Here is a 20,697-nt window from a genome sequence, read left to right on the forward strand (position 1 = left end):
GTAACAGGGCAATAAAAGGGTTAGTGGTTATCTTTCCGGGTATAGGTTTCGTGGCGTTTGGGGTCTTTTTTCTTGTCTTTCTTCTTGCCTATGGCCCCGCCCGCTACTGTACCGGCTGCGGCACCAATCACGGCGCCTTTTCCGCCGCCAAGCACGGCTCCTGCGGCAGCCCCGCCGGCCCCGCCAATCACGGCACCTTTGGCTTTCTTACTCCAGCCTTTTTTCTCTTTTTTCTGTACCTCCTGTGCTTTTACCTCCTGGGGCATGCTGGCGCCCAGAACAAAAACGGAGCAAAGCATGAGTAGAGATATCTTTAGATTTTTCATAGTCTTACTTTGTGGTTTGTATTGTATTTTACGAAGTAAGACAGGAGACGTTATGACGCTATGCTAAGAATCTGATAGGAATATAGCGGGAAGCTAAGACTTTAACATTCGCCAGGGTTTTTCCTGACCATGAACAGGGGCACTAGAGGGGTATGTTGGAGTAGGTAGCGCGGGAATTCCGTTTCGGGCCTGTTTTTGCAAAAACAGGCCCGAAACGGGTTGGCTGGGCTTAGACCTTCGCAAATTTTACCTTGATGATAGTGGTGAGGTAGTCATAGATTTCTGTGACTTCTTTGTCATACAGAAAGGTATTGTAGCCATCTGCCTCTACTCTGCTTACCCGACAGCCATTCTCTACCATCTGGAACACTACCTCCCTGATCCGGAGCGGGTGGCCCGCCAGGTTCAACATGCAGGTGGCGTCCTGGGCCTCTACCAGCAGGAAGAGGTGGTGGAGGGTGTCGTGGTCATATGCGGTTGGTTCGTCTACCATGTCAGGGGAAGATTTTGAAGGGAAACACCCAATTAGCCAACCGGGTGCCCTAAGGGGAATACTTTTTTGAAGATTAAGCCGGCAGCACGGGTTTTTTGGGCTTACTCACCAGGTATACTCCTCCAAAAATCATGGCGGCATACAGGGCTTTCTGCCAGGTAAAAGTGTCTTTGCCCAGGCTCACAGCAATTAGAATAGCAATCACAGGCTGCATGTAGATATAAACGCCCACCAAAGACGGGCTAGCGTATTTCATGGCCCACACATTGAGCAAATAGGCCAGAATGGTAACCCCTATCACCACAAACGCAATGGCCGCCCAGATAGAGGCGGGGAAGGAGGAGAAGTCGGCGGACATGACCTGACCCCAGCCAAACGGCACCACGCCCAGGCAGCCCACCAGAAAAACCCGGCTCATGACCGTGATGGCGTTGTACTTCTGCATGAGCGGTTTCACCAGCACCAGAAACACCCCAAAGGAGGCTGCGTTCAAAAGCACCAGTAAATCGCCTAGCACATGGCCTTCCTGGTTATTATTGGCTGAACCTGAGATCAGGAGCATGGCCCCCAGACCCGCCAGCAGAATCCCCAGCATCCTGAACACCTTTATGCGCTCCTTGAGTAGCACCGAAGACATCACCAATACCACCACCGGTGAAATGGTCTGCACTAAGGACGCGTTGATAGGGGAGGTAAGGTTAAGGCCACTGAAAAAGGAAAGCTGGTTAATGGTGATGCCAAAAAGGCCGCACAAGGCTATTCGGCCCCAGTCTTTGCGGCTGGTGACTCTTTCTTTGGTAAACAGAAGCGAAAAAAGGCCGAATACCAGTGTAGCGCTTAGTACTCGTATGGTTATCAGCCCAAAAGGGAGCACGTAGGCGGGCATGACCTCCTTTGCGATGCTGTAGTTGGCCCCGTACAGAAGGGCCACCGTAAACAAGGCGCCGTGCACCTGTACTTGTTTGTTCATAGCCGCAAAGGTAGGCACCCAAAGGCCGCCCGACCTAACCTTGCCCTGTCGTTTTTGCCCTAGTTTCTGGAAAACGGGCTTAGAACGCAAGGCAGGCGGTAAAAGAGCGGTTTGTCTCTTTCCCGGGCATTTACGATCTTAGGCCCTTAATCCCCTGCTATGCTGGCACTGCCTACCCTGCTCTTCTATCTTTTTGCCGCGCTGGCGGTAGGGGCGGGGCTTTGGCTGGTGTTTAGCAAAAACCTGCTGCACATGGCCTTTGCGCTGCTGCTTTGCCTGCTGGCGGTAGCGGCTATCTATGTATTGCTCTTCGCTGATTTTGTGGCCGTGACCCAACTCATGGTCTACGTGGGCGGGGTACTGGTGCTGATTGTATTCGGATTGATGCTTAGTTCTTCAGACGAGCGTGATTTTCTGCTGCAAGGCAACGCCAATACCTTTTGGGGCGCGGCCGTAGTCATAGGCATAGTGGCCGGTCTGGGCGGTTTGCTGTTAAAAACCAGTAGCGCTTTTGCGGGCGGTCCACAGGCCTCTGCTTTACCCCAGAGTACTGGTACCGGTAAGTTTACTACCTTGTTTACCATTGGCCAGGAACTGGTGTTGCGGTACGTGCTGCCCTTTGAGATTGCCTCTGTGTTACTGCTGGTGGCGCTGGTAGGCGCGGCGGCCATTACCAAACAAAACGCCCGACCCTAATGGAAGCGCCCCTGTTGCATGTGCTTTTGCTGGCGGCCATTCTGTTTGGCCTGGGCGTGGCGGTGGTCCTTACCAAGCGGCACGCCATTGCGGTGCTCATGGGAATAGAACTCATCTTCAATGCGGCTAACCTCAATCTGGTGGCCTTTAGCCGCTATGACCCTACCTTGATCCAGGGCCAGGTGTTTGCCCTCTTTGTCATGCTAATTGCCGCCGTAGAGGCCGCCGTGGCGCTGGCCATTGTGTTGCAGGCGTTCAAGTGGTTCAGAACCGCCCGTTTAGAGAACATCAATCAGTTAAAAGGCTAAGCGTGCTTTATCTCCTCCTTTCCCCACTGGCCGTTCAGGTTCCGTCTACGGCGGGAAAGCTGGCGGTCCTGGGAGTGTTGGGATTTCCGCTGCTTTCATTCCTGCTCCTGTTTCTGCTAGGCCGCCGGCTTCCACGCCAGGGCGATTGGCTCTCTGTGGCTGCTATGGCTTTATCGGCGGTCGCCGCTGGGTTTCTCTTTTACCACGTGTGGGGCCAGACGCCCCTGCAGGCCCAGTTAAAGTGGTTTTCGGTGCCTTTGCTGAATGGCGGCGCTTTGGCGTTCAATACCGGTATTTACCTGGACAACCTTACCGTGGCGATGTTGGTGCTGGTGACGTTTGTCTCCTTGCTGGTGCAGGTTTTCTCCATCAGTTACATGCACGGCGAAGTCTTGTATGCCCGTTATTTCTCTTACCTAAGTCTCTTCACGGCCTGTATGCTGGCCCTTTTGCTGGCAGATAACTTGTTGGTGCTGTTCATGTGCTGGGAATTGGTGGGGTTTCTGTCGTATCTGCTCATTGGTTTCTGGTACCACCGGCGGGCAGCAGCCCAGGCCAGTAGCAAAGCCTTTCTAATTAACCGCATTGGTGATGTGGGATTACTGTGGGGTTTGTTGGCGGTGTTCCTGTTGTTCCAGACCTTTGATCTGCAGACTATTCTGGCGGCGGTTGGGGCGGGCGGGCTTCCCCGGGGAATACTGTTGCTGGCGGGCTTTGGCCTGTTGGCCGGGGCTATGGGGAAATCGGCGCAGTTCCCACTGCAGGTTTGGTTACCCGATGCCATGCAAGGGCCCACGCCCGTCTCCGCGCTGATCCATGCGGCAACTATGGTGGCTGCTGGGGTGTACCTGCTGGCGAGGCTGTTCCCGCTGTTTCTGCCCGAGGTGTTGACCGCCATGGCCTTGGTGGGGGCGCTTACCGCTGTGGTGGGTGCACTGGCGGCCACCATGCAGTACGACCTCAAGAAAGTGCTGGCCTTTTCCACTATCTCGCAGCTAGGGTACATGGTGATGGGCATTGGCGTAGGTGCGCCAGATGCTGCCTTGTTTCATTTGTTCACCCACGCTTTTTTCAAAGCGGCCCTTTTCCTGAATGTCGGTGTCATCATCCACGCCGTGAAGCATGCCTGGAGCCACCACAGTCACCGTATTCTCTTTGAGGCTCCCATTGACCCGCAGGACCTCCGCAACATGGGAGGCCTCCGGAAGGTCATGCCGGTGACGTTTGGCTGTTATCTGGTAGCTTCGGCGGCACTGGTGGGATTGCCCTTTTTCTCTGGTTTCCTGTCTAAAGACGCGTTGCTGTTGGCCAGTTGGCAGTGGGCCCGGGCGGAGGGAGAATTCTCTTTTAGGTTGGTGGTTCCCGTGTTGGTTTTTGCCACCGTGCTTTTTACGGCCTACTATATGCTGCGGCAAATCATTTTCGTGTTTCTGGGAAAGGCTAGATTGGGAGTGTCGTTGCGGTATTTCCGGCAGACGGCCCGGCAGGAAGCTCCTTTTCTGATGCTGGGCCCCGTGCTGATTCTGAGTGGCTTGAGCCTGTGGATCTTTTACGCTCCGGTGCCTTGGTCTATAGAAGGTAGCTGGCTGCTGAATGGCTTAAAAGTTTCCATGGAACGCTTTGTCCCTCTCTATGCTAATGGTCATTCTTCCTGGGTAGGGTTGGTGGCCTTGATCTTGGTGGTGGCCGGCGGGAATCTGGCCTGGTTTACCCAGCGCATCATTGTCAAGAAGAAAGAAGGGCGGGAGCAGACTGGGTGGCGTCATCTACTGGCTTGCCAATTTTACCTGGATGAACTGTATACCCGAGGAATCGTTTTCATGACCTTAAAACTGGCTTCCCTGACCCAGGGCACCGACCAGAAAATCAATTACCTCTTGCACGGTTGGGGCAAAGGCACCGTGGCCTTTTCCAAACTCACTGCTTGGAGTGATAGGTGGGTGGTGGACGGGGCGGTGTATGCCGTGGGTTGGCTGTCAAGGGGGCTAGGGTGGGTGGGCAAGAACCTCCACAATGGAAACATTCAATCTTATTATCTATTTTCGCTGCTGGGCCTGCTGCTGTTGTTTCTCTGGCTGTTGCTGTAGCGTGTATTATCCTTCTGCATGAATTACCTGTTAAGCAGTCTCATCTTTGTCCCGTTGGTAGCCGCCCTGGTGCTGCTATGTCTGCCCGCGCGCAGGTACCGGCTGCTGAAAAGCGTGGCGCTGGGGGCTATGGTAGTGGAGTTGCTGCTTAGTTTAGTATTGTTCGCCTCCTTTGACGGAGCTGGTTCCACGCAGATCTTGCAAACCTTCCAGTTCCAGGAAAAACTGCCCTGGATAGCGATGTCGCTGGGCGGGTTGGGAAAGCTTAAAATCTATTATTACCTGGGGGTAGATGGCCTAAACGTGGCGCTGGTGTTGCTGACGGGCATCATTGGGGTCATTGGCCTGGTATCCTCCTGGGGCATCCAGAAACGGGTGAAAGGCTACCTCTGCTTGTACCTGCTGCTGCTGGGGTGCATTGTGGGCTGCTTTGTGGCCCTGGACCTGTTCCTGTTCTACCTTTTCTTTGAGTTCATGCTGCTGCCCATGTATTTCCTGATTGGCATGTGGGGCGGCAAACGGCGCGAATACGCGGCCATCAAATTCTTTCTGTACACGTTGCTGGGATCGGTGCTTATTCTGGTGGCCTTTATTGGGTTGTATGCCTCTGTGATGGACCCGGCAGCCACGGCGGCACAAGTGGGTATGACGGGTCCGGCGGGGTTGCAACAGGTGCAGGCCCTTCTGGCACAGGGGCAACTTTCATCGGGGCAAGTGGTGCACGCCTTCAACCTCCCGGATATGCTGCAGCCGGCCAACTTTATTCCAGGTACGGTGCTACACCTCACTTCAGGCATCACCTTTCTAGGCTACCCGGCCCGGGCAGTGGCATTTCTGCTTTTGTTTGTAGGGTTCCTGATCAAGCTGCCGGGCGTGCCCCTGCATACCTGGCTCCCCGACGCCCACGTGGAAGCTCCCACGCCTATTTCGGTGTTGCTGGCCAGCATTCTGTTGAAGGTGGGTGGGTACGGGCTTTTCCGGATCGCCTTTCCAGTATTTCCGGAACAGGCGGTGGCCTTTTCCTGGTTTATTGGTCTCTTAGGTATCATCTCCATTATTTATGCGGCTTTATGCGCTCTGGCCATGGCCGATCTTAAAAAGCTGATTGCCTATTCCTCGGTCTCCCACATGGGTTTTGTGTTGCTGGGACTTGCCGCCCTCACGCCCGAAGGCTGGAACGGGGCCCTGTACCAGTTATTCAGTCACGGGCTCATCTCTGCTATGCTGTTCCTGATTGCAGGCGTGATCTATGACCGTATGCATGACCGCAACATTGAGCATTTTAGGGGGTTGGCCATGGTGGCGCCGGTCTTCACGGTATTTGTGGTCATGGCCTTTTTTGCCTCTTTGGGATTGCCGGGCTTTTCTGGGTTCATTGCCGAACTGCTGGTACTGCTGGGTGCCTTCGGGTCGCAGGCCGGTGGCGGAAACTTACCTAAATGGATGGCCATGGCGGCCACGGGCGGATTGGTATTAGCGGCCGCCTATTACCTCTGGACCTTGCAGCGGATGTTCTTCGGGCGGTTCTGGGTCACGCCCGGCTTGCCTACTTCTTTCCCGGATCTTACCGCGCGGGAAATCATCATGCTGCTGCCTTTGGCAATGCTGGTACTGGTGTTTGGGTTGTTCCCGGCGCTGTTGCTGGATAATTCCGGCGCCACCGTGGCAGAATATTTAAAGCATATTTTGCCGGGAGCAGGGGCTACAAGCTCAATGGTAGGTCCATGATGCTGCAAGTACTTTCACTCCAACCAACTGCCATCCGGGAATCTATTCTTCAGACGGTAACCGGCCTCCAGGCGCTGGTGCCGGAAATGGTATTGCTGTCGGGTTTTCTGCTGGTCCTTGTCCTTGATTTGCTTCCTTTCCCTAAGTTACGCCGCACTCTCCCTGGTTTTACTTTTGTGTTGTTTTTGGTTTGCTTGGGGTGGCAAATTCTCCAGATCATGGGCCAAGTTCCTTTTGTAAAGGGGTACTTGTTTCAGGACATGCTCTGGCAAGACGGACTGGCCTTAGCGGGTGGTTTTTTGTTCAGTGTGGCAGCTTTGTTTTCGTTGCTGGTGCTCTGGACCAGATCTAACCTTGCTTCAGACCGTAACAATACGGCTTCTGAGTTTTACGCCGTGCTACTGGCGGTAGTGCTGGGCCTGAACCTGCTGGTAAGGTCGGCCAACCTGCTGATGTTGTTTTTGTCATTGGAGCTGGTCTCCGTGGGGTCTTACCTGTTGGTATTCTTGTGGCGGAACAGTGCCCGCAAAACCGAGGCAGGCCTGAAATACATCATGTATGGCATGTTCGCTTCCGGATTGATGTTATACGGTATTTCCTTTTTATACGGTCTCAGCGGCAGCCTTCAGTTCCTGGAGCCGGCTTTCTGGCAGGCATTAAGTCTGAAACCGCCGCTTATTTTGACAGTGGCCTGGGGGCTGGTACTGGCTGGTTTGCTGTTTAAACTGGCTGGCTTCCCGTTTCAATTCTGGGCACCCGACGTCTATGAAGCTGCCCCCACCGGGGTAGTGGCCTTTTTCTCCACAGCCCCTAAAGTGGCGGCGGCATTGGTACTACTAAGAATACTGGCACCGCAGGCTGATACCCTGCTTGTTTCTAATACTACACTCCTGTGGCTTCTGCAATCAATCACGGTAGTTACTTTGGTTTTAGGCACGTTTACGGCGTTATGGCAGAAAAACGTGAAGCGCCTTATGGGTTATTCTTCGGTGGCGCATGCAGGTTTCTTGCTTCTATTGCTTATCTCGGGCCAGCCAGAAGCGGGAAGAAATATGCTGTTTTACGCCACGGCTTTGTTGTTCGGGAATCTGGGTTTCTTTCTGTTGATTCGGGTGCTGGAGAAGGCGGTAGGGTCTGTGCAGCTGGAAGATTGGGGTGGGGTAGGGCGTCAAAGTCCGTGGCTAGGAGTAGTGGCCGCCGTTTTTCTGCTGAGCTTGATCGGCTTGCCTCCTACGATAGGGTTTATGGCCAAACTTTTACTCTTTACCCAACTGTGGCAGGCCTATGAGGCGTCTGGCAATGTGGTATGGATGGTACTTTTACTAGGCGGGTTATTACTGACCGTTGTATCCCTGTTTTACTATGTACGGGTTCTGTTCTTTCTCTTCTTTAAAAGGAATGAAAGCCTGCAGAAATTGGTTTTTCCTGTAGCGGGTTACGTGTTTTTACCCTTACTTTGCGTGCCTGTTCTGCTTTTCTTCTTTAAGGCAGACTGGTTGCAGAGAGCCATTGAACACGTGCTTTCGCTTTAAAACCTTTTACCATGAGTGATGCGATAAAACACGAGTGCGGTATTGCCCTGGTCCGCCTTCGTAAGCCTTTAGAATACTATGCTCAGAAATACGGCACCCCCATGTACGGCGTACAGAAAATGTACCTGCTCATGGAGAAGCAACATAACCGTGGGCAGGACGGTGCCGGTTTTGCCAGCATAAAGATCAACGCCACCCCCGGCACCGAATACATTGCGCGTTACCGATCCGTGAAAACCAAGGCAATTGATGCCATCTTTGGGAGAATAAGCGAGAAATACGGCAAGCTGAAGCGAAAGAACCCAGAGAACGCAAAGAACATTGAATGGCTCAGACAGAATCTCCCTTTTTTGGGCGATGTGTATCTGGGCCATTTGCGTTACGGTACCCACGGCGAGAACAGCGTTGACAATTGCCACCCCATGGTACGCGAAAACAACTGGCGCAATCGCAGCCTGGCCGTGGCCGGTAACTTCAACATGACCAACGTAGACGAGCTGTTCCACGTTCTCACTGAACTGGGCCAGCATCCGCGCCAGAAGATAGATACCGTCACCGTACTGGAGAAAATTGGCCACTTCCTGGATGAGGAAAACCAGCGCCTCTTTGACTACTTCAAACCCGACCATGACAACGAGCAGATTACAGCCCTCATTGAAGAGAACCTGGATCTGAACCGGGTACTTAGGAGGGCCTGCAAGGATTTTGACGGTGGCTACGCCATGGTAGGCCTCACGGGTTACGGTGCCGCCTTTGTCGTGCGTGATCCCTCGGGCATACGCCCTGCCTATTATTACATGGATGACGAGGTGATTGTGGTGGCCTCTGAGAAACCGGCTATCAAAACTGCCTTTGGGATTGAGTATGACCAGATCAAGGAAGTAACCCCTGGCCATGCGCTCATCATCCAGAAAAACGGCGAGGCCTCTGAGGGCGAGGTGATTCCGGCGCTTGAGAAGAAATCCTGCAGCTTTGAGCGCATCTATTTCTCCCGCGGCAATGACCCTGAGATTTACCAGGAGCGCAAGATGATGGGCAAGCTGTTAAGCACCAAGGTGCTGGAAGCAGTTGACTATGATCTGGAGAATACTGTGTTCTCTTACATTCCCAATACCGCTGAAACCAGCTTTATGGGCATGATGGAAGGCGTGGAAGACTACCTGCGTTCTTACCGGCACAAAGCTATTGCAGACGCCAACGGCGACCTAGAGAAACTGGAGAACATTCTCTCGTTTAGGCCCAGAATGGAAAAACTGGTCATTAAAGACGCCAAGCTCCGCACCTTTATCACGGACAATGATTCGCGCGATGACTTGGTAGCGCACGTCTATGATACTACCTATGAAGTGGTGAAAAAAGGCGTGGACACTGTGGTGGTAATTGATGACTCCATTGTGCGCGGCACTACTTTGGAGAAAAGCATTATCAAGATGCTGGACCGGCTGGAGCCTAAAAAAATTATCATTGTTTCCTGTGCTCCGCAGATTCGCTACCCAGATTGCTACGGCATTGACATGTCAAAAATGAAGGAGTTTGTGGCGTTTAGAGCCATGATGGGTTTACTGAAAGATCAGAATAAAGAAGAGTTGGCCCGTGAGGTCTACCAGAAATGCCAGGACGCCCTGGTATCTGGTGCCGCCAAAGAGAAAAACTTTGTGCAGGAACTCTATGATCAGTTCACGCCCGAGGAGGTAAGCAGCAAGGTAGCCCAGATTGTGAAAGCCGCTAATGTACGTGCCGAGGTGCAGGTGATTTTTCAGACCATTGAAGGTTTGCATGAGGCCTGCCCTAACCACACGGGTGACTGGTACTTCACGGGGAACTATCCAACCCCTGGGGGTATGCGGGTAGTGAACCGGGCTTTTGTCAACTTCATGGAAGGAAAAGAAGGCAGGTCATATTAAGTTCTGATGTGTAAACTGACACTGCTTTATAAAAAGGAAGCCGGCTCCCTATTGGGGCCGGCTTCCTTTTTTCTGTTTTGGGCCTGTTTTGCCAAAAACGTGCTCAAAACGGGTTACAGTTTCAAAAACCTGTGTTGCTGAATTCCTTCACTAGATTTCACCTGAAGGAGGTAGTTGCCAGCGGGCAGGTGCTTTATTTCCAGTACTTGAGAATTACCATGAAGGGCAGGGAGAGGCAGGGTCATGCGCTTTCCTTTCATGTCCAGGACCTCCAGGCTAGAGGCTGAATCGGTCTTGAAATTGGTCAGGTACAGATAGTCCTGGGCTGGATTAGGGTAAGCTACCAATTGGGTTTGCAGCCTAGTTCCTGGTTTTACGGCTATCACTTTGCTGTATTCAATCTTTCCGTCCAGATCTACCTGCTTTAAGCGATAGTAAATGGTAGTTGTGGCCTCAGACAAATGTTGGAACTGGTAGCGCTTGATGATGTTGCTATTCCCAGACCCTGGCACCTTGCCTATGGCGCTGAATTGTTTTCCATCTGCAGAGGACTCAATATCAAAACGCTCATTGTTAAGTTCAGTGGCTGTAGACCAATGCAGAGTCACCTCTTGGCCTTTGCGTTCGCCAGTGAAGGAAAGCCAGGAGACCGGAAGCACGGTGACCGGTTCTAGGGTGGCAATACCTAATTGACCGAAAGGCGTGATGAAGTTCCGTTTGGCATAGCCGCCAGCCACCGTTCGGCCTTCTTTATCTGGGGCGTCTAAAGTACCGCCGCCCGTTTGCCAGTCGCTGCCAGAGGTAGAATTGATGGGTCTGGTCAACAAAGCAAATTTATTATCTTCCAGATTGGTGAACCCCTGTAAAGAGGCAATGGCAGTAAACGTGCCGCTTGCCGGTGTGGTGTTCGGCTCAACGTTCCAGACTCCTTCGGTGGCTATGTGGGTGTAGCTGTATCCGCCTTCTATTACGGCCATTTCATCATCCTGGTGATTAGAAAGGGGCTTAAAACCAACTACTAAACTCTGGAAGCCGTTACCACTCAACCCGATGGACATAATCTCCAACTGCCTTTTTCCAGCGGCATTGCCTACCGGAAAGGAATAGGTGCCGCTGGTACCCACGGCCCGCCGTACAGTACCTTGGATATAAAACGAAGGGTCTGCCAGTTGCAGGGCATTAACATCCTGCCTTAAAATGGACAACTCATAGCTATCGGTTTTGAAAGTTCCGCTTTTAAGGGTGAAGACCTCAGCCACGTTCACCGTTTTAGACAAGGTAACGCCCGAGCTTGTCTTGGCTACCAACAGGTTAGCCACCGTGCCAGGCAAACCATCTCCCGACACCATGTCACCATTGCCTATGAAACCGTAACTGGCCTGGGAAGAGAAGTTTCGGGAGCCGCTCACTCTAATGTTTCCGTCCAGAGTGCCGGTGCCAATGGTTTTAATGCCTTGCGGCGAGCCATACAAAAGCATGGCGCCCGGCTCCAGGGAGAAGTTCCCAGTTCCGCCTACAGACCTATTGGAAGCCATCTGCAATACAGCCGGAGCCATTACGGTAAGGGTTCCAGTCACGTCAAAGCTTGCGCTGAGCATGTGGTTCCCAGACTCATTGAGGGTATTGGCTTCTGTGGCCGTTAAGAGCACGTGATGATAGGTCAGTTTCTGGGCATTGGTGCCGTAAGTGCCTCGTATAGACTGAGACTGCCCATTGACCGAACCATAAAATTCAACGGTACCGCCGGTGAGCTGGTAAGGTTTTGCTATGCCGGTCAGTTCGGGCACGCTGGTGGTGGTTTTATTGGTCCTGAACAAGCCTCCGGTCATGGTCAAGCCTCCGTCTCCTTTCAGGGTTTTGTTGCTGATGTCTAAGATAGCATTGGGCAGAATGGTGAGGTTCTGGTTGATGGTGGTTGTGGTGGAAATGGTTTTAGAGTTAACCCCAGGCGTGTTGCTTCCACCAATAATGATAGTAGGATAAATTTTTCCTCTAAGGGTTTGGGCGCCGGTCCCAGTTAGTTCTATCGCTCCACCTGTCAGGTCATAGGCCCCGGTTAGTTGAGGAACAGTGGTGAGCGCAGCAATTTTATAGGTTCCGCCCGTCATCACCAATTTCCCTCCGCCGGTTACATCTGCGGTAGGGGTAGCTATAAATTCCCCCTGCTTTATTTCTAACCTTCCGCCGTCAGGAGATATTGTGGCATTGGTTGAAACGCCAAAGCTGGAAGTGACTGTGACGGAGGTAGGATTGTCAATGATGACTACTTTGCCGCTAGCTACGCTAGGAAAAGCATTGCCAGTTTGCTGAGGTACTTTGCCATTGAATACAAACGTAGCTAGTTGATTGAAGGTGCGCCGGCTGTCTGTGACCACTACGTTGCCGATGGCACCGGTAGCATTTATTCCCTGGGCGCTAGTAATGTATAAGGTTCCGCCTTGGTCTAGTTTAAAATAGCCCTGGCCCTGCACCTGATAGGCATTGTTATTGGCATCAGCACTGAAATCTAGCGTAGCCCCATTTTCTACAGTAAAGGTGCCAACGTTGGTAGAGTTGCTTGGGTTCAGGATAAGGTGCTGCCCCAGTTTGACCATGGCTGCTGGTTTAATTGTCAAGGACACGTGGCTTATAGCTCCAACTGCTTGGAGGGTTTGCCATGTATTACCAATGAACCGCAACCCACTGCCGCTTGTGTTGCTGATGTTATTGATAGCAGAGGTAGCATCTGTAACCAGATTTCCTTTTAGGTCTACCGTAGTGACGGCGGCGCTACTGGAGGTTTGATTGAGCGTGAAGGTGGAGTTTTGAAGGGTTAATTGAACCGGCACCAGTAAGGAAGCTGTACCGCTTGCTTGGTTCTGCAGGAAATAGGTGCCTCCAGTTAAGGTTATGTCCTTGCCCACAGACAGGGAAAGGGAGGGTCCATCCAGAAGTAGCAATGAGGAACTAGCCGGTAGTACCACACTAAATGCATCAGCGGCCAAAGGGGCGGAGCTATCTGTTAATTTCCAGGTGGTGTTGGCTACTGTAGGGGCAAATGAGACCCGGCCAAACCAATATCCATGGGTTTGCAGGCTAAGCTGACCGGCGCTAAATAAAAGACTATTAGGGACGGCAGCTTCTATTCTAAGCTCAGAGGTAGCATCTATGTCTTCGGTACCTGCCCAGAGCAGGTTGGAAGCTTGATAAGAAGGAGACTTAATGGTAAGCTTAGAGGAGGACTGTAATTGCAGGAGACCCTTGTTTTCAACCTCGCCGGTTAAGGCTACTTCCGCGAAGGGGGCTACCGCCAATTTAGTGGCAATGGTAAGTTTAGCGCCTGCCGGAATGGTGAGGATTTGTTGGGTGGAGACTTGTATGGTGCTAAGTTGAAGGTTGCCCGCTAACTGAGTAGCGTGTATAATATACAGCGTACCTGATGACGGTACAGGGTAGGAGGCAGCAACCCACGTGCCTTGGCTGGTGAATTGCTCCAGTAGGGAAGTGCCCTCCTGCTGGCTAATGCTTCCGGAGGAGGCGGTACGGTAATCGCCGGGTTGGTAAGAGGTTTGGGCCTGGAGGGGGCTATACCAGAAAATAGAGAAAGCCCAGACCAGCATCCAGGCCCCAAACCCTTTTTTGCCTTTGCAGGCAATCCAATTATTTCTCATAACCAAAATATGTAATTCGCTCTTTTATAAAATGTTAAATACTGTATTTGAGAGCGTTAACTTTTTTGCTTATGAATAAGTTCTTAGGCCTAAGGCAATTAGGTAGACAGGCGAGTTTGGCCGGTGAATGTGGTTTTTTACCCGATGAATAAAAGCCAAGATTTTCTGTTTTAAGCCTGTTTTCTGAAAAACAGGCTTAAAATGAGGGGGTTAAGGAGATGAGGAAGAGTTGTGGAAATGAATAGGTGAGACCTTGGTCTGGGCATACTGCCCATGCTAAAGGTTGGCCTTTCTTAGAGAAAGGTTGGGGAAAGTGGAAGCCAGCTAATTTCTTCTGATTTCCAATTTAGGGGCCAAGTTGTTGTGGAGAGGCGGGAGATTTGGATAGGAAAAGCTAAAAGAAAAACTGCCTGACTAGGTTTGAAACTAGTCAGGCAGTTATCTGAAAATAAGCGGAAAAGTTATTGGGCGCAGACACTGCAGGGGGTGCGGCCCTGGCGTTTGGCTTGGGCAAGGGTAACCGTTTCTATTCCTTTTTTGCAAGTCTGTAAGCGGTAGCAGTTGGTTCTGATATGATAGGTGGTGGCAGCCTTACTTTGGCAAAGATATACGGGGGTATTTTTATTGGTAATGGTAGCGCCCCCGGTAGAAGCTCTTTTGGCCTGTGTGGAGGCCTTGGCCGGACTGGCGGAATTAGATTTCCGCTGCTTCCGGAAGTCCCAGGGGGCCTGCGGGGAGGGGTCTGCCCAAAGTCCCCATTTATGGGCGCGGGCTTCCTGCTCCAGCCGAGCCAATTCCTGGTCTTTTGAGTAGGCGGTATAATGCCAGGCAAAACCGTATTTCACCAGTTCATAGTTCAGGTTGCGGCCATCTGGCAGAATAATTTCCCCCACGGTACGGCCATAGCGGTCTATGTCACTAACTTTTAACTGCACAAACTTCCCGAAGGCTTGGTCTGAGGTAAACTGCCTTGCTCTCTCCCCAAAAGCCTGTGTCTTTTCAGGGCAATCCACGCCCTGTAACCTTACCCTGAGCGGTTTCCCGTCTTTGAGCAATTCAATGGTGTCGCCGTCTTTAATAGCAATAACCCGGTAATGGCCTTCCTTTTGCTGCTCTACCAGTTGTTCCTGTTTTTTCTTGCAGGCCAGTAAAAATAGAAGGCACAAAAGCCAAAAACCATAAGGCGTACGGGCAGAAAGGAAGCGCATAGGTATAGGAGTCTAGGGTGATAACCGTGTTACGAGAATAAAGCGATTGATGGGGAAGGGAAGGCCATTCTAAAAAGTATTAAAAGCCTATCACAATTTACCTTCTCCATCACGGTACAATTTAAAAGCGATAAATTAGTAATCCTGAAAAATATGTCTGCGTTTTTTGCCAGTATGTTTATTAGGGTTTTATTATAACAATAGGTAATTGCCAAAATATCAAACAAAATTTCTTTTTAATGATTTTGCTATTTGTTTATCTGTAGTATTGTTGAATATTTTATTTTGGAATCATGAAATATTTGTGAAATTGGAAGTTGTAAAGTCTTTTGTGGCCTATCAACAACCAACTTCTGCAGCATGACCCAGCTTTCCAAGATTCCGTTTGTAGTACTGCTCTTTATTGTACTGCTCACCTTTGTTTTCCCTTCTAACCCTACCGGGCAGGTGCAGGGCGACCTGAACGGGGCAGACATGGCCTGGATGCTGACCGCCTCAGCGCTGGTGTTGATCATGACGCCCGGTCTGGCCTTTTTCTATTCTGGTATGGTGAGCCGCAAAAACGTGATCTCCACCATGTTGCAGAGCTTTATCTGTATGGCCATGATCTCGGTCATCTGGGTGGTTTTTGGCTTTGGCCTGGCCTTTGGCGATTCAATTGGCGGAGTTATTGGCAACCCCTCTAAATACTTTATGATGCGTAATGTATTGGACGGAGCACCATGGGAACTGGCGCCCACTATTCCGTTGGCGCTGTTTGCCATGTTCCAATTGAAATTTGCCATCATCACGCCGGCTCTTATCACGGGCGCCTTTGCGGAGCGCATCAGGTTTACCTCTTACACCGTTTTCATACTGCTGTTTTTTGTTTTTATCTATGCCCCCCTGGCGCACGCTACCTGGCACCCACAGGGAGTGCTTTTTCAATTAGGGGTGCTTGATTTTGCGGGCGGAACGGTGGTGCACATGTCGGCGGGGTGGGCTGCGTTGGCCTCTGCCATCTTCCTGAAGAAGCGAAACGAGGTGAGCCATTCACCGGCGTATATCACCTTTGTGCTGCTGGGCACCGGCCTTCTGTGGTTTGGGTGGTTTGGGTTTAACGCAGGTTCGGCTATGGGCGCCAATCCGTTGGCGGTTACGGCCCTGGCCACTACCATGACGGCCTCGGCGGCCGCTGCCCTGGCCTGGATTTTCTTTGATGCCGTGAAAGGCCGTAAACCCTCTGCACTAGGCACCTGCATTGGGGCCGTGGTGGGGTTAGTAGCCATTACGCCGGCAGCCGGTTTTGTTACCTTACCGCATTCCATTGCCATTGGGGTGATTGCAGCCGTTGTCAGTAACCTGCTGGTGGACTGGCGCTCCCGCACCAACGTAGATGATACCTTAGATGTGTTTCCCTGCCACGGTGTAGGCGGCATGGTGGGCATGCTCTTAACGGGCGTTTTTGCCAGCAAGTCCGTGAATCCTGCCGTGGCAGACCAGGGCCTTTTCTATGGCGAAACCAAATTGTTTTTGGTGCAGCTAGGAGCCATGGTGGGGGTTTCAATTTTCGCGTTTGCCGGCTCTTACCTGTTGCTGTTGGTCACTAACCTGATTGCGCCACTACGGGTTTCTTTGGAAGAAGAACAACTGGGCCTGGACCTCTCCCAACACGATGAGAAAATGTAATGACTCTATCTTTAGTCTGCAGCAGAAAGTAAAACAGCCAAGGTCCTCTTACGGAGGGCCTTGGCTGTTTTAAAGGCGTTTTCAGGAAAACAGGCCCAAAACAGAAACCTGGATATGACCCAAGGGATGGTTACTATATGCTACTTCTGAAAACCATCTATACTTAAACTAGTACGGTATTTCCGCTTACCACCCTGATATGGCTTCGGCCACCAGCCTGCTTCTCTACTACTATCTGCGTACTGATGCGTTCTTTCAAAGCTTCAACGTGCGAGATGATACCAATCATTTTGCCGCTGGCCTGCAGGCTTTCCAGGGCGTCCATGGCAATGTCCAGGGTCTCCGCGTCCAGCGTCCCGAAGCCTTCGTCAATAAAGAGCGAATGAATCTGGGCTTTGTGGCTGGCCAAATCTGAGAGGCCCAGTGCCAAGGCCAGACTTACTAGAAAACTTTCTCCGCCGGAGAGTGAGTTCACAGACCGGATGGCATCACCTTGGTAGGAGTCCAGGATCTGCAGTTCCAGTTCCTCTTCCTTGCTTTTCAAGATGCGGTACCGGTCGTTAAGGCGGTGCAGGTGGCGGTTGCCCAATTCTACCAGGCGGGCGAGGGTAAGGCTTTGCGCGTACTTGCTGAACTTCTTCCCGTCGGCAGAGCCGATGAGGCGCGCGAGGCGGTCCCAGCGCTCAGCCTCGCCCTTCTGTAAGTCTAGCTGGGTGGTTAATTGTTGATGCTTCTCGCGCAGGGCGTCATCCTGCTGCAGTTGCACGTCAAGACGTGTGCGTTGGGATAGTTGTTGGTTTTTCTCTTCTTCCAGCGCCTGCATAAGCGGCTGTATTTCCTCCAGGGTGAGTTCAGTAAGATGGCGCTCTTTTTCGGTTTGGTACTCTCTGCGGCACTGCTGTAAACTATGCGACAGTTCTGTGAGCGTTTTCTGGAGCAGGTCCTGTTCGGCCCTTAGCTGCCGCGCCTCTTGCTCTGGCAGCAGCAGGGCCCGCAGTTCTGCCAAAGAGGCGTAGCCTAAGGGCTGAATTTTCTGTAAAAGCGCTGTCTCCAGTTCTTGCTGCGTTTCCTGGCTGGCTTTATACTCGTTTTGCTTTTGGGTTAGTTGGTGATTAAGAAGATTCAGCTGTTCCTGCTCACGCTGCAGGGCACTTTCTGCAGCCTGCAGCGTGAGGGCCGCCTGCTGTAAGGCGTGTTGCAGGCGTTGTTTTTCCGCTTGCGGCTGCACGCCTTCGGGTAACAGGGCAACCCGTTGCCGGCTAAGTTCCTGCAACTGTTGCTGCGCCGTTTGCAAATGGTTTTGCCGCTTGCCAAGCTCCGCCTGTTTGTCTTCCAGGGTGGCCTTTCCGTTGTCGGCGGCGGCTTTGGCTTCTGAGTATTTTACGCGCAACTCTGGTAACAGCGCCTTTTTCTGGGCATGCGTCTGCCGTCTAACCTCTAACTGCGCCAACAGCTCAGGACCGTTGGTGCCCGTGTAAGAAAGGCCGTAGGTGCTGAAGAACCCCTGCAGCGTCTGGGTCACCACTTGGGCCTGTTCCGTTAAATCATCCAGCTCCAGCTGGCCTTGTGCTAGCTGCGCGTCTGCCTGTTTGCGTTTCTGGGTGGTGATCTCCAGGTCATGCCTATGCCGCTGCTGCTCAGAAAGAAGCTGTTGCTCCATGGCCCGGGCCTGGTCAAGTTGGGCGCGTAATCCGCGCAGGCTTTCCAGCGTGGCTGTGGCGTGTTGGAGTTCGGTTTTGCGGGTGGTCCAGTACTGGTCTATGGTGTCTGAAACGGCAATCTCATGGGCCAGGTCCAGGGCGGTGTTCAATTTTGTGAATTGGGTGTGCAGCTGTTGGGTATCCAGACCGATGTGGTGAATCTGCTCCTGCGTGTGCTGCTCGGCGAGTTCCAGGCGGTGCAGGGCGGCGGCCAGTTCACGCTCCAGGGTGTCTAATTGCTGCACCTTGGTTTGTTGCTGTTGTAGGTTCCGCTCGGCCTCAGACAAGGTTTGCGGTTCGTGTGACTCTACGAAAGGGTGGTGCACGGAGCCGCAGAGCGGGCACGGCTGCTGGGGCTGCAATTGGGCCCGGGCATCTTCATATTTCTGAATCTGGCGCTGCAGGTCTATAATCTGTTGCAGGTCCTTGAGTTTATCTACCGCTTTCTCCCGGTCGGCCTGGGTTTGGGTGAACCTAAGGCGGCGCTGATGCAGGTCTTGCGTGGTGGTGGCTAGCTGGGACTGTAATTCTTGCCGCCGGGCTTCCTGCTGCAAATAGGACTTGCTTAGGTCCAGCTGCTTTTCAAGTTGGCTGCATACGGTTGGTAATTGCTGGCAAAGTTGTTCCAGCGCGTCTTGCTCCTGGCCTTGCAGGGTAGAGGCGGCCTGGTTTTGCAGGGTAGAGAGTTGCTGCTGCTGGATTTGCAGTTGGTGCTCAATAACGGCTAATTGCCGTTGCAACGAAGCGGCGTTTTGAGCCTCTTTTTCTGAAATCTGCCTTAAACCAGCTTGTTCTTTCTGCAGCTTAGCTTGCTGTCTCTGCACTTCCTCTAGGTTACGCAGCTCAGACTTACCTTCATGAAGCGTCTGTGCCAACTCCTCATCCAGGGCGTGCTCTTTGAGCCAGTCGTTTAATTGCTTGCCCTCCAGAACCAGTTGTTGCAGGGTGGCCTGCTGTTGCCCCTGTTGTTCTGTAAGCAGCTGTACCTGTTGCTGTGCCTGGGCTTCGGCTTGCTGGTCTATTTTGTATTGGGTTTGCTGGGCGGCCAACTGCGAGTCTAGTTGCAGCACCTGGTCTAACTTGGGCTCAGCGGCAGAAAGGGTTTGCTGCGCCTGGCCGTGTTGGGTACGGGCGGTTTTGGCCCCTTCTGTTTGGGCGGTTACGTTTTGCTCTTGGGCAGGTATTTGTTGCTGCAGCGCCGCTATGGTTTGGGCCACGGTTTCGCCCTGGCGTTGTATCTCTTGCAAGCGCGCCAACTCACTCTGGAAGGGCTGGGCCTTCTCATGCCACTGTAATTTCTGCTGGTTGGGTTGCCATGCCTCTTGCCGGGTTTGTGCCTGCGCTAATTCCTGGCTAAGGGTGGTTTCTTTCTGGGTAAGCTTTTGCAGGTGCTCCAGCCATGTCTGTTGTTCTGCATGCCGCCTTATCTGCTGCTGCGCCAGAAGGATTTCTTCTTTTAGCCGCTGGGCTTCTTCTTTCAGGTGTTGACGGGTGGCTTCTGGCAGTAGCTGGTCCAACTGAAGGCGTTGCTCAATCTCCTGCAGTTTCTGTTTCTCCCCTTTGGCCTTTTCATAAGCCGCCATCGAAATCTGCGAGTAGATGCGGGTATCGGTGAGTTTCTCCAGCAGTTCACTGCGCTCGCTTTCGCTGGCCTTCAGGAACCTGGTAAAATCTCCCTGTGATAGCATCACCGACCGCAGGAACTGCTGGAAGTCCAGGCCGCAAAGGTCAATAATGCGTTGGCGGGTCTCAGAAAGCCTGCTCTCTAATATTTCCTGGGTATTAGCATCCACAAGCTCCATCACGGGGCTTTGCAGTTTTCCGTCTGGTTTACTACGGCTACGCCGAAGGCTCCAGCGGGCGCGGTAGAATTTCCCCTGGGCTTCAAACTCCACCTCAGACCAGCACTCGCCGGTGTGGCGGGTCATTATCTCGGCTACCTCCCGCCCATGGCGCGGCACCTGCCCATATAGGGCCACCGTTATGGCATCTAAGATGGTGGTTTTGCCCGCACCCGTAGGCCCGGTAATAGCAAACAGGCCAGAATCGCTCAGCGGCGGCTCATTGAACTTGATCTGGTGCTCGCCTTGCAGCGAATTGAGGTTAAGAAATCGGACGGCGGCTATCTTCACGGGAATAGGAGAAATTCAGGTTAGTAAAGATAACAGATTCCTGAATTGAACGGGAAGGTAAATAAGCAGAAGTGCCCTGGTAATCTGAAAGCCGCCCAATGAATCTATGTCTTTTTATAAGGTACCTCTTTTTCTGTTTCAGGGCCGTTTTTCTAAAAACAGCCCTGAAACAGAAAAAGAGCGAATTAAAGTAGAGGAGTGAATCTTATGACAAAGGATTTTTGGAGAAAAGCCCGTTTGGGGTGGAACGCTTTGCAGAATGAAGCCTGTAAAATGTGGTTATGAAAAAATACTG

General features: G+C 52.2%; 13 protein-coding genes. 7 read left to right on the forward strand and 6 right to left on the reverse strand.

The genetic code is table 11. From position 1 onward, the window contains the following. Nucleotides 1–20: 20 nt before the first annotated feature. The 3 genes from ACYVJQ_RS05370 to ACYVJQ_RS05380 all read right to left on the reverse strand — a co-directional run bounded on the left by ACYVJQ_RS05370 (nt 21) and on the right by ACYVJQ_RS05380 (nt 1,789). Nucleotides 21–326, reverse strand: a complete 306-nt coding sequence (locus ACYVJQ_RS05370; RefSeq protein WP_460892036.1) for a YMGG-like glycine zipper-containing protein — start codon at nt 324–326, stop codon at nt 21–23. Nucleotides 327–555: 229 nt separating this feature from the next. Continuing rightward, nucleotides 556–819 carry a hypothetical protein gene (locus ACYVJQ_RS05375; protein WP_460892037.1) on the reverse strand — a complete coding sequence of 88 codons (264 nt, stop codon included), beginning with the start codon at nt 817–819 and terminating at the stop codon, nt 556–558. Nucleotides 820–892: 73 nt separating this feature from the next. After that, nucleotides 893–1,789 (reverse strand): DMT family transporter, encoded by an 897-nt coding sequence (locus ACYVJQ_RS05380; protein WP_460892038.1) that lies wholly within the window; start codon nt 1,787–1,789, stop codon nt 893–895. A gap of 159 nt (nt 1,790–1,948) precedes the next feature. Between ACYVJQ_RS05380 and ACYVJQ_RS05385 the strand changes: the two genes are divergently transcribed. Genes ACYVJQ_RS05385 through ACYVJQ_RS05410 form a run of 6 tightly spaced genes read left to right on the forward strand, consistent with a single transcriptional unit; the run spans nt 1,949 to nt 10,044 of the window. Then, nucleotides 1,949–2,485: an NADH-quinone oxidoreductase subunit J family protein gene (locus ACYVJQ_RS05385; RefSeq protein WP_460892039.1), complete on the forward strand. Its 537-nt coding sequence runs from the start codon at nt 1,949–1,951 to the stop codon at nt 2,483–2,485. Continuing rightward, complete coding sequence (gene nuoK, locus ACYVJQ_RS05390; RefSeq protein WP_460892040.1) at nt 2,485–2,793, forward strand: NADH-quinone oxidoreductase subunit NuoK; 309 nt, start codon at nt 2,485–2,487, stop codon at nt 2,791–2,793. Before ACYVJQ_RS05385 ends, nuoK begins: the two co-directional genes overlap by 1 nt. A 2-nt stretch (nt 2,794–2,795) precedes the next feature. Next, on the forward strand, nt 2,796–4,880 hold the full coding sequence (locus ACYVJQ_RS05395) for an NADH-quinone oxidoreductase subunit 5 family protein (protein ID WP_460892041.1): 2,085 nt from the start codon (nt 2,796–2,798) through the stop codon (nt 4,878–4,880). Between the two features lie 18 nt (nt 4,881–4,898). Beyond that, nucleotides 4,899–6,608, forward strand: a complete 1,710-nt coding sequence (locus tag ACYVJQ_RS05400) for a complex I subunit 4 family protein (protein WP_460892042.1) — start codon at nt 4,899–4,901, stop codon at nt 6,606–6,608. Then, nucleotides 6,605–8,140: an NADH-quinone oxidoreductase subunit N gene (locus ACYVJQ_RS05405; RefSeq protein WP_460892043.1), complete on the forward strand. Its 1,536-nt coding sequence runs from the start codon at nt 6,605–6,607 to the stop codon at nt 8,138–8,140. Before ACYVJQ_RS05400 ends, ACYVJQ_RS05405 begins: the two co-directional genes overlap by 4 nt. 11 nt (nt 8,141–8,151) lie before the next feature. After that, the gene (locus ACYVJQ_RS05410; protein WP_460892044.1) at nt 8,152–10,044 is read left to right on the forward strand and encodes an amidophosphoribosyltransferase; all 1,893 of its coding nucleotides are present in this window, start codon (nt 8,152–8,154) and stop codon (nt 10,042–10,044) included. A 113-nt stretch (nt 10,045–10,157) separates the two neighbouring features. Here the strand turns inward: ACYVJQ_RS05410 and ACYVJQ_RS05415 are convergent, their stop codons facing one another. Next, nucleotides 10,158–13,694, reverse strand: coding sequence for a T9SS type A sorting domain-containing protein (locus ACYVJQ_RS05415; protein ID WP_460892045.1), 3,537 nt, complete (start codon nt 13,692–13,694; stop codon nt 10,158–10,160). A 461-nt stretch (nt 13,695–14,155) separates the two neighbouring features. Beyond that, nucleotides 14,156–14,902 (reverse strand): thermonuclease family protein, encoded by a 747-nt coding sequence (locus tag ACYVJQ_RS05420; protein WP_460892046.1) that lies wholly within the window; start codon nt 14,900–14,902, stop codon nt 14,156–14,158. A gap of 360 nt (nt 14,903–15,262) precedes the next feature. Between ACYVJQ_RS05420 and ACYVJQ_RS05425 the strand changes: the two genes are divergently transcribed. Next, on the forward strand, nt 15,263–16,570 hold the full coding sequence (locus tag ACYVJQ_RS05425) for an ammonium transporter (protein ID WP_460892047.1): 1,308 nt from the start codon (nt 15,263–15,265) through the stop codon (nt 16,568–16,570). Nucleotides 16,571–16,733: 163 nt separating this feature from the next. On the opposite strand, the gene ACYVJQ_RS05430 is transcribed toward ACYVJQ_RS05425, so the two are convergent. Continuing rightward, nucleotides 16,734–20,402: an AAA family ATPase gene (locus ACYVJQ_RS05430; RefSeq protein WP_460892048.1), complete on the reverse strand. Its 3,669-nt coding sequence runs from the start codon at nt 20,400–20,402 to the stop codon at nt 16,734–16,736. Between the last annotated feature and the right edge of the window lie 295 nt (nt 20,403–20,697).

Source organism: Rufibacter soli (assembly GCF_054781795.1).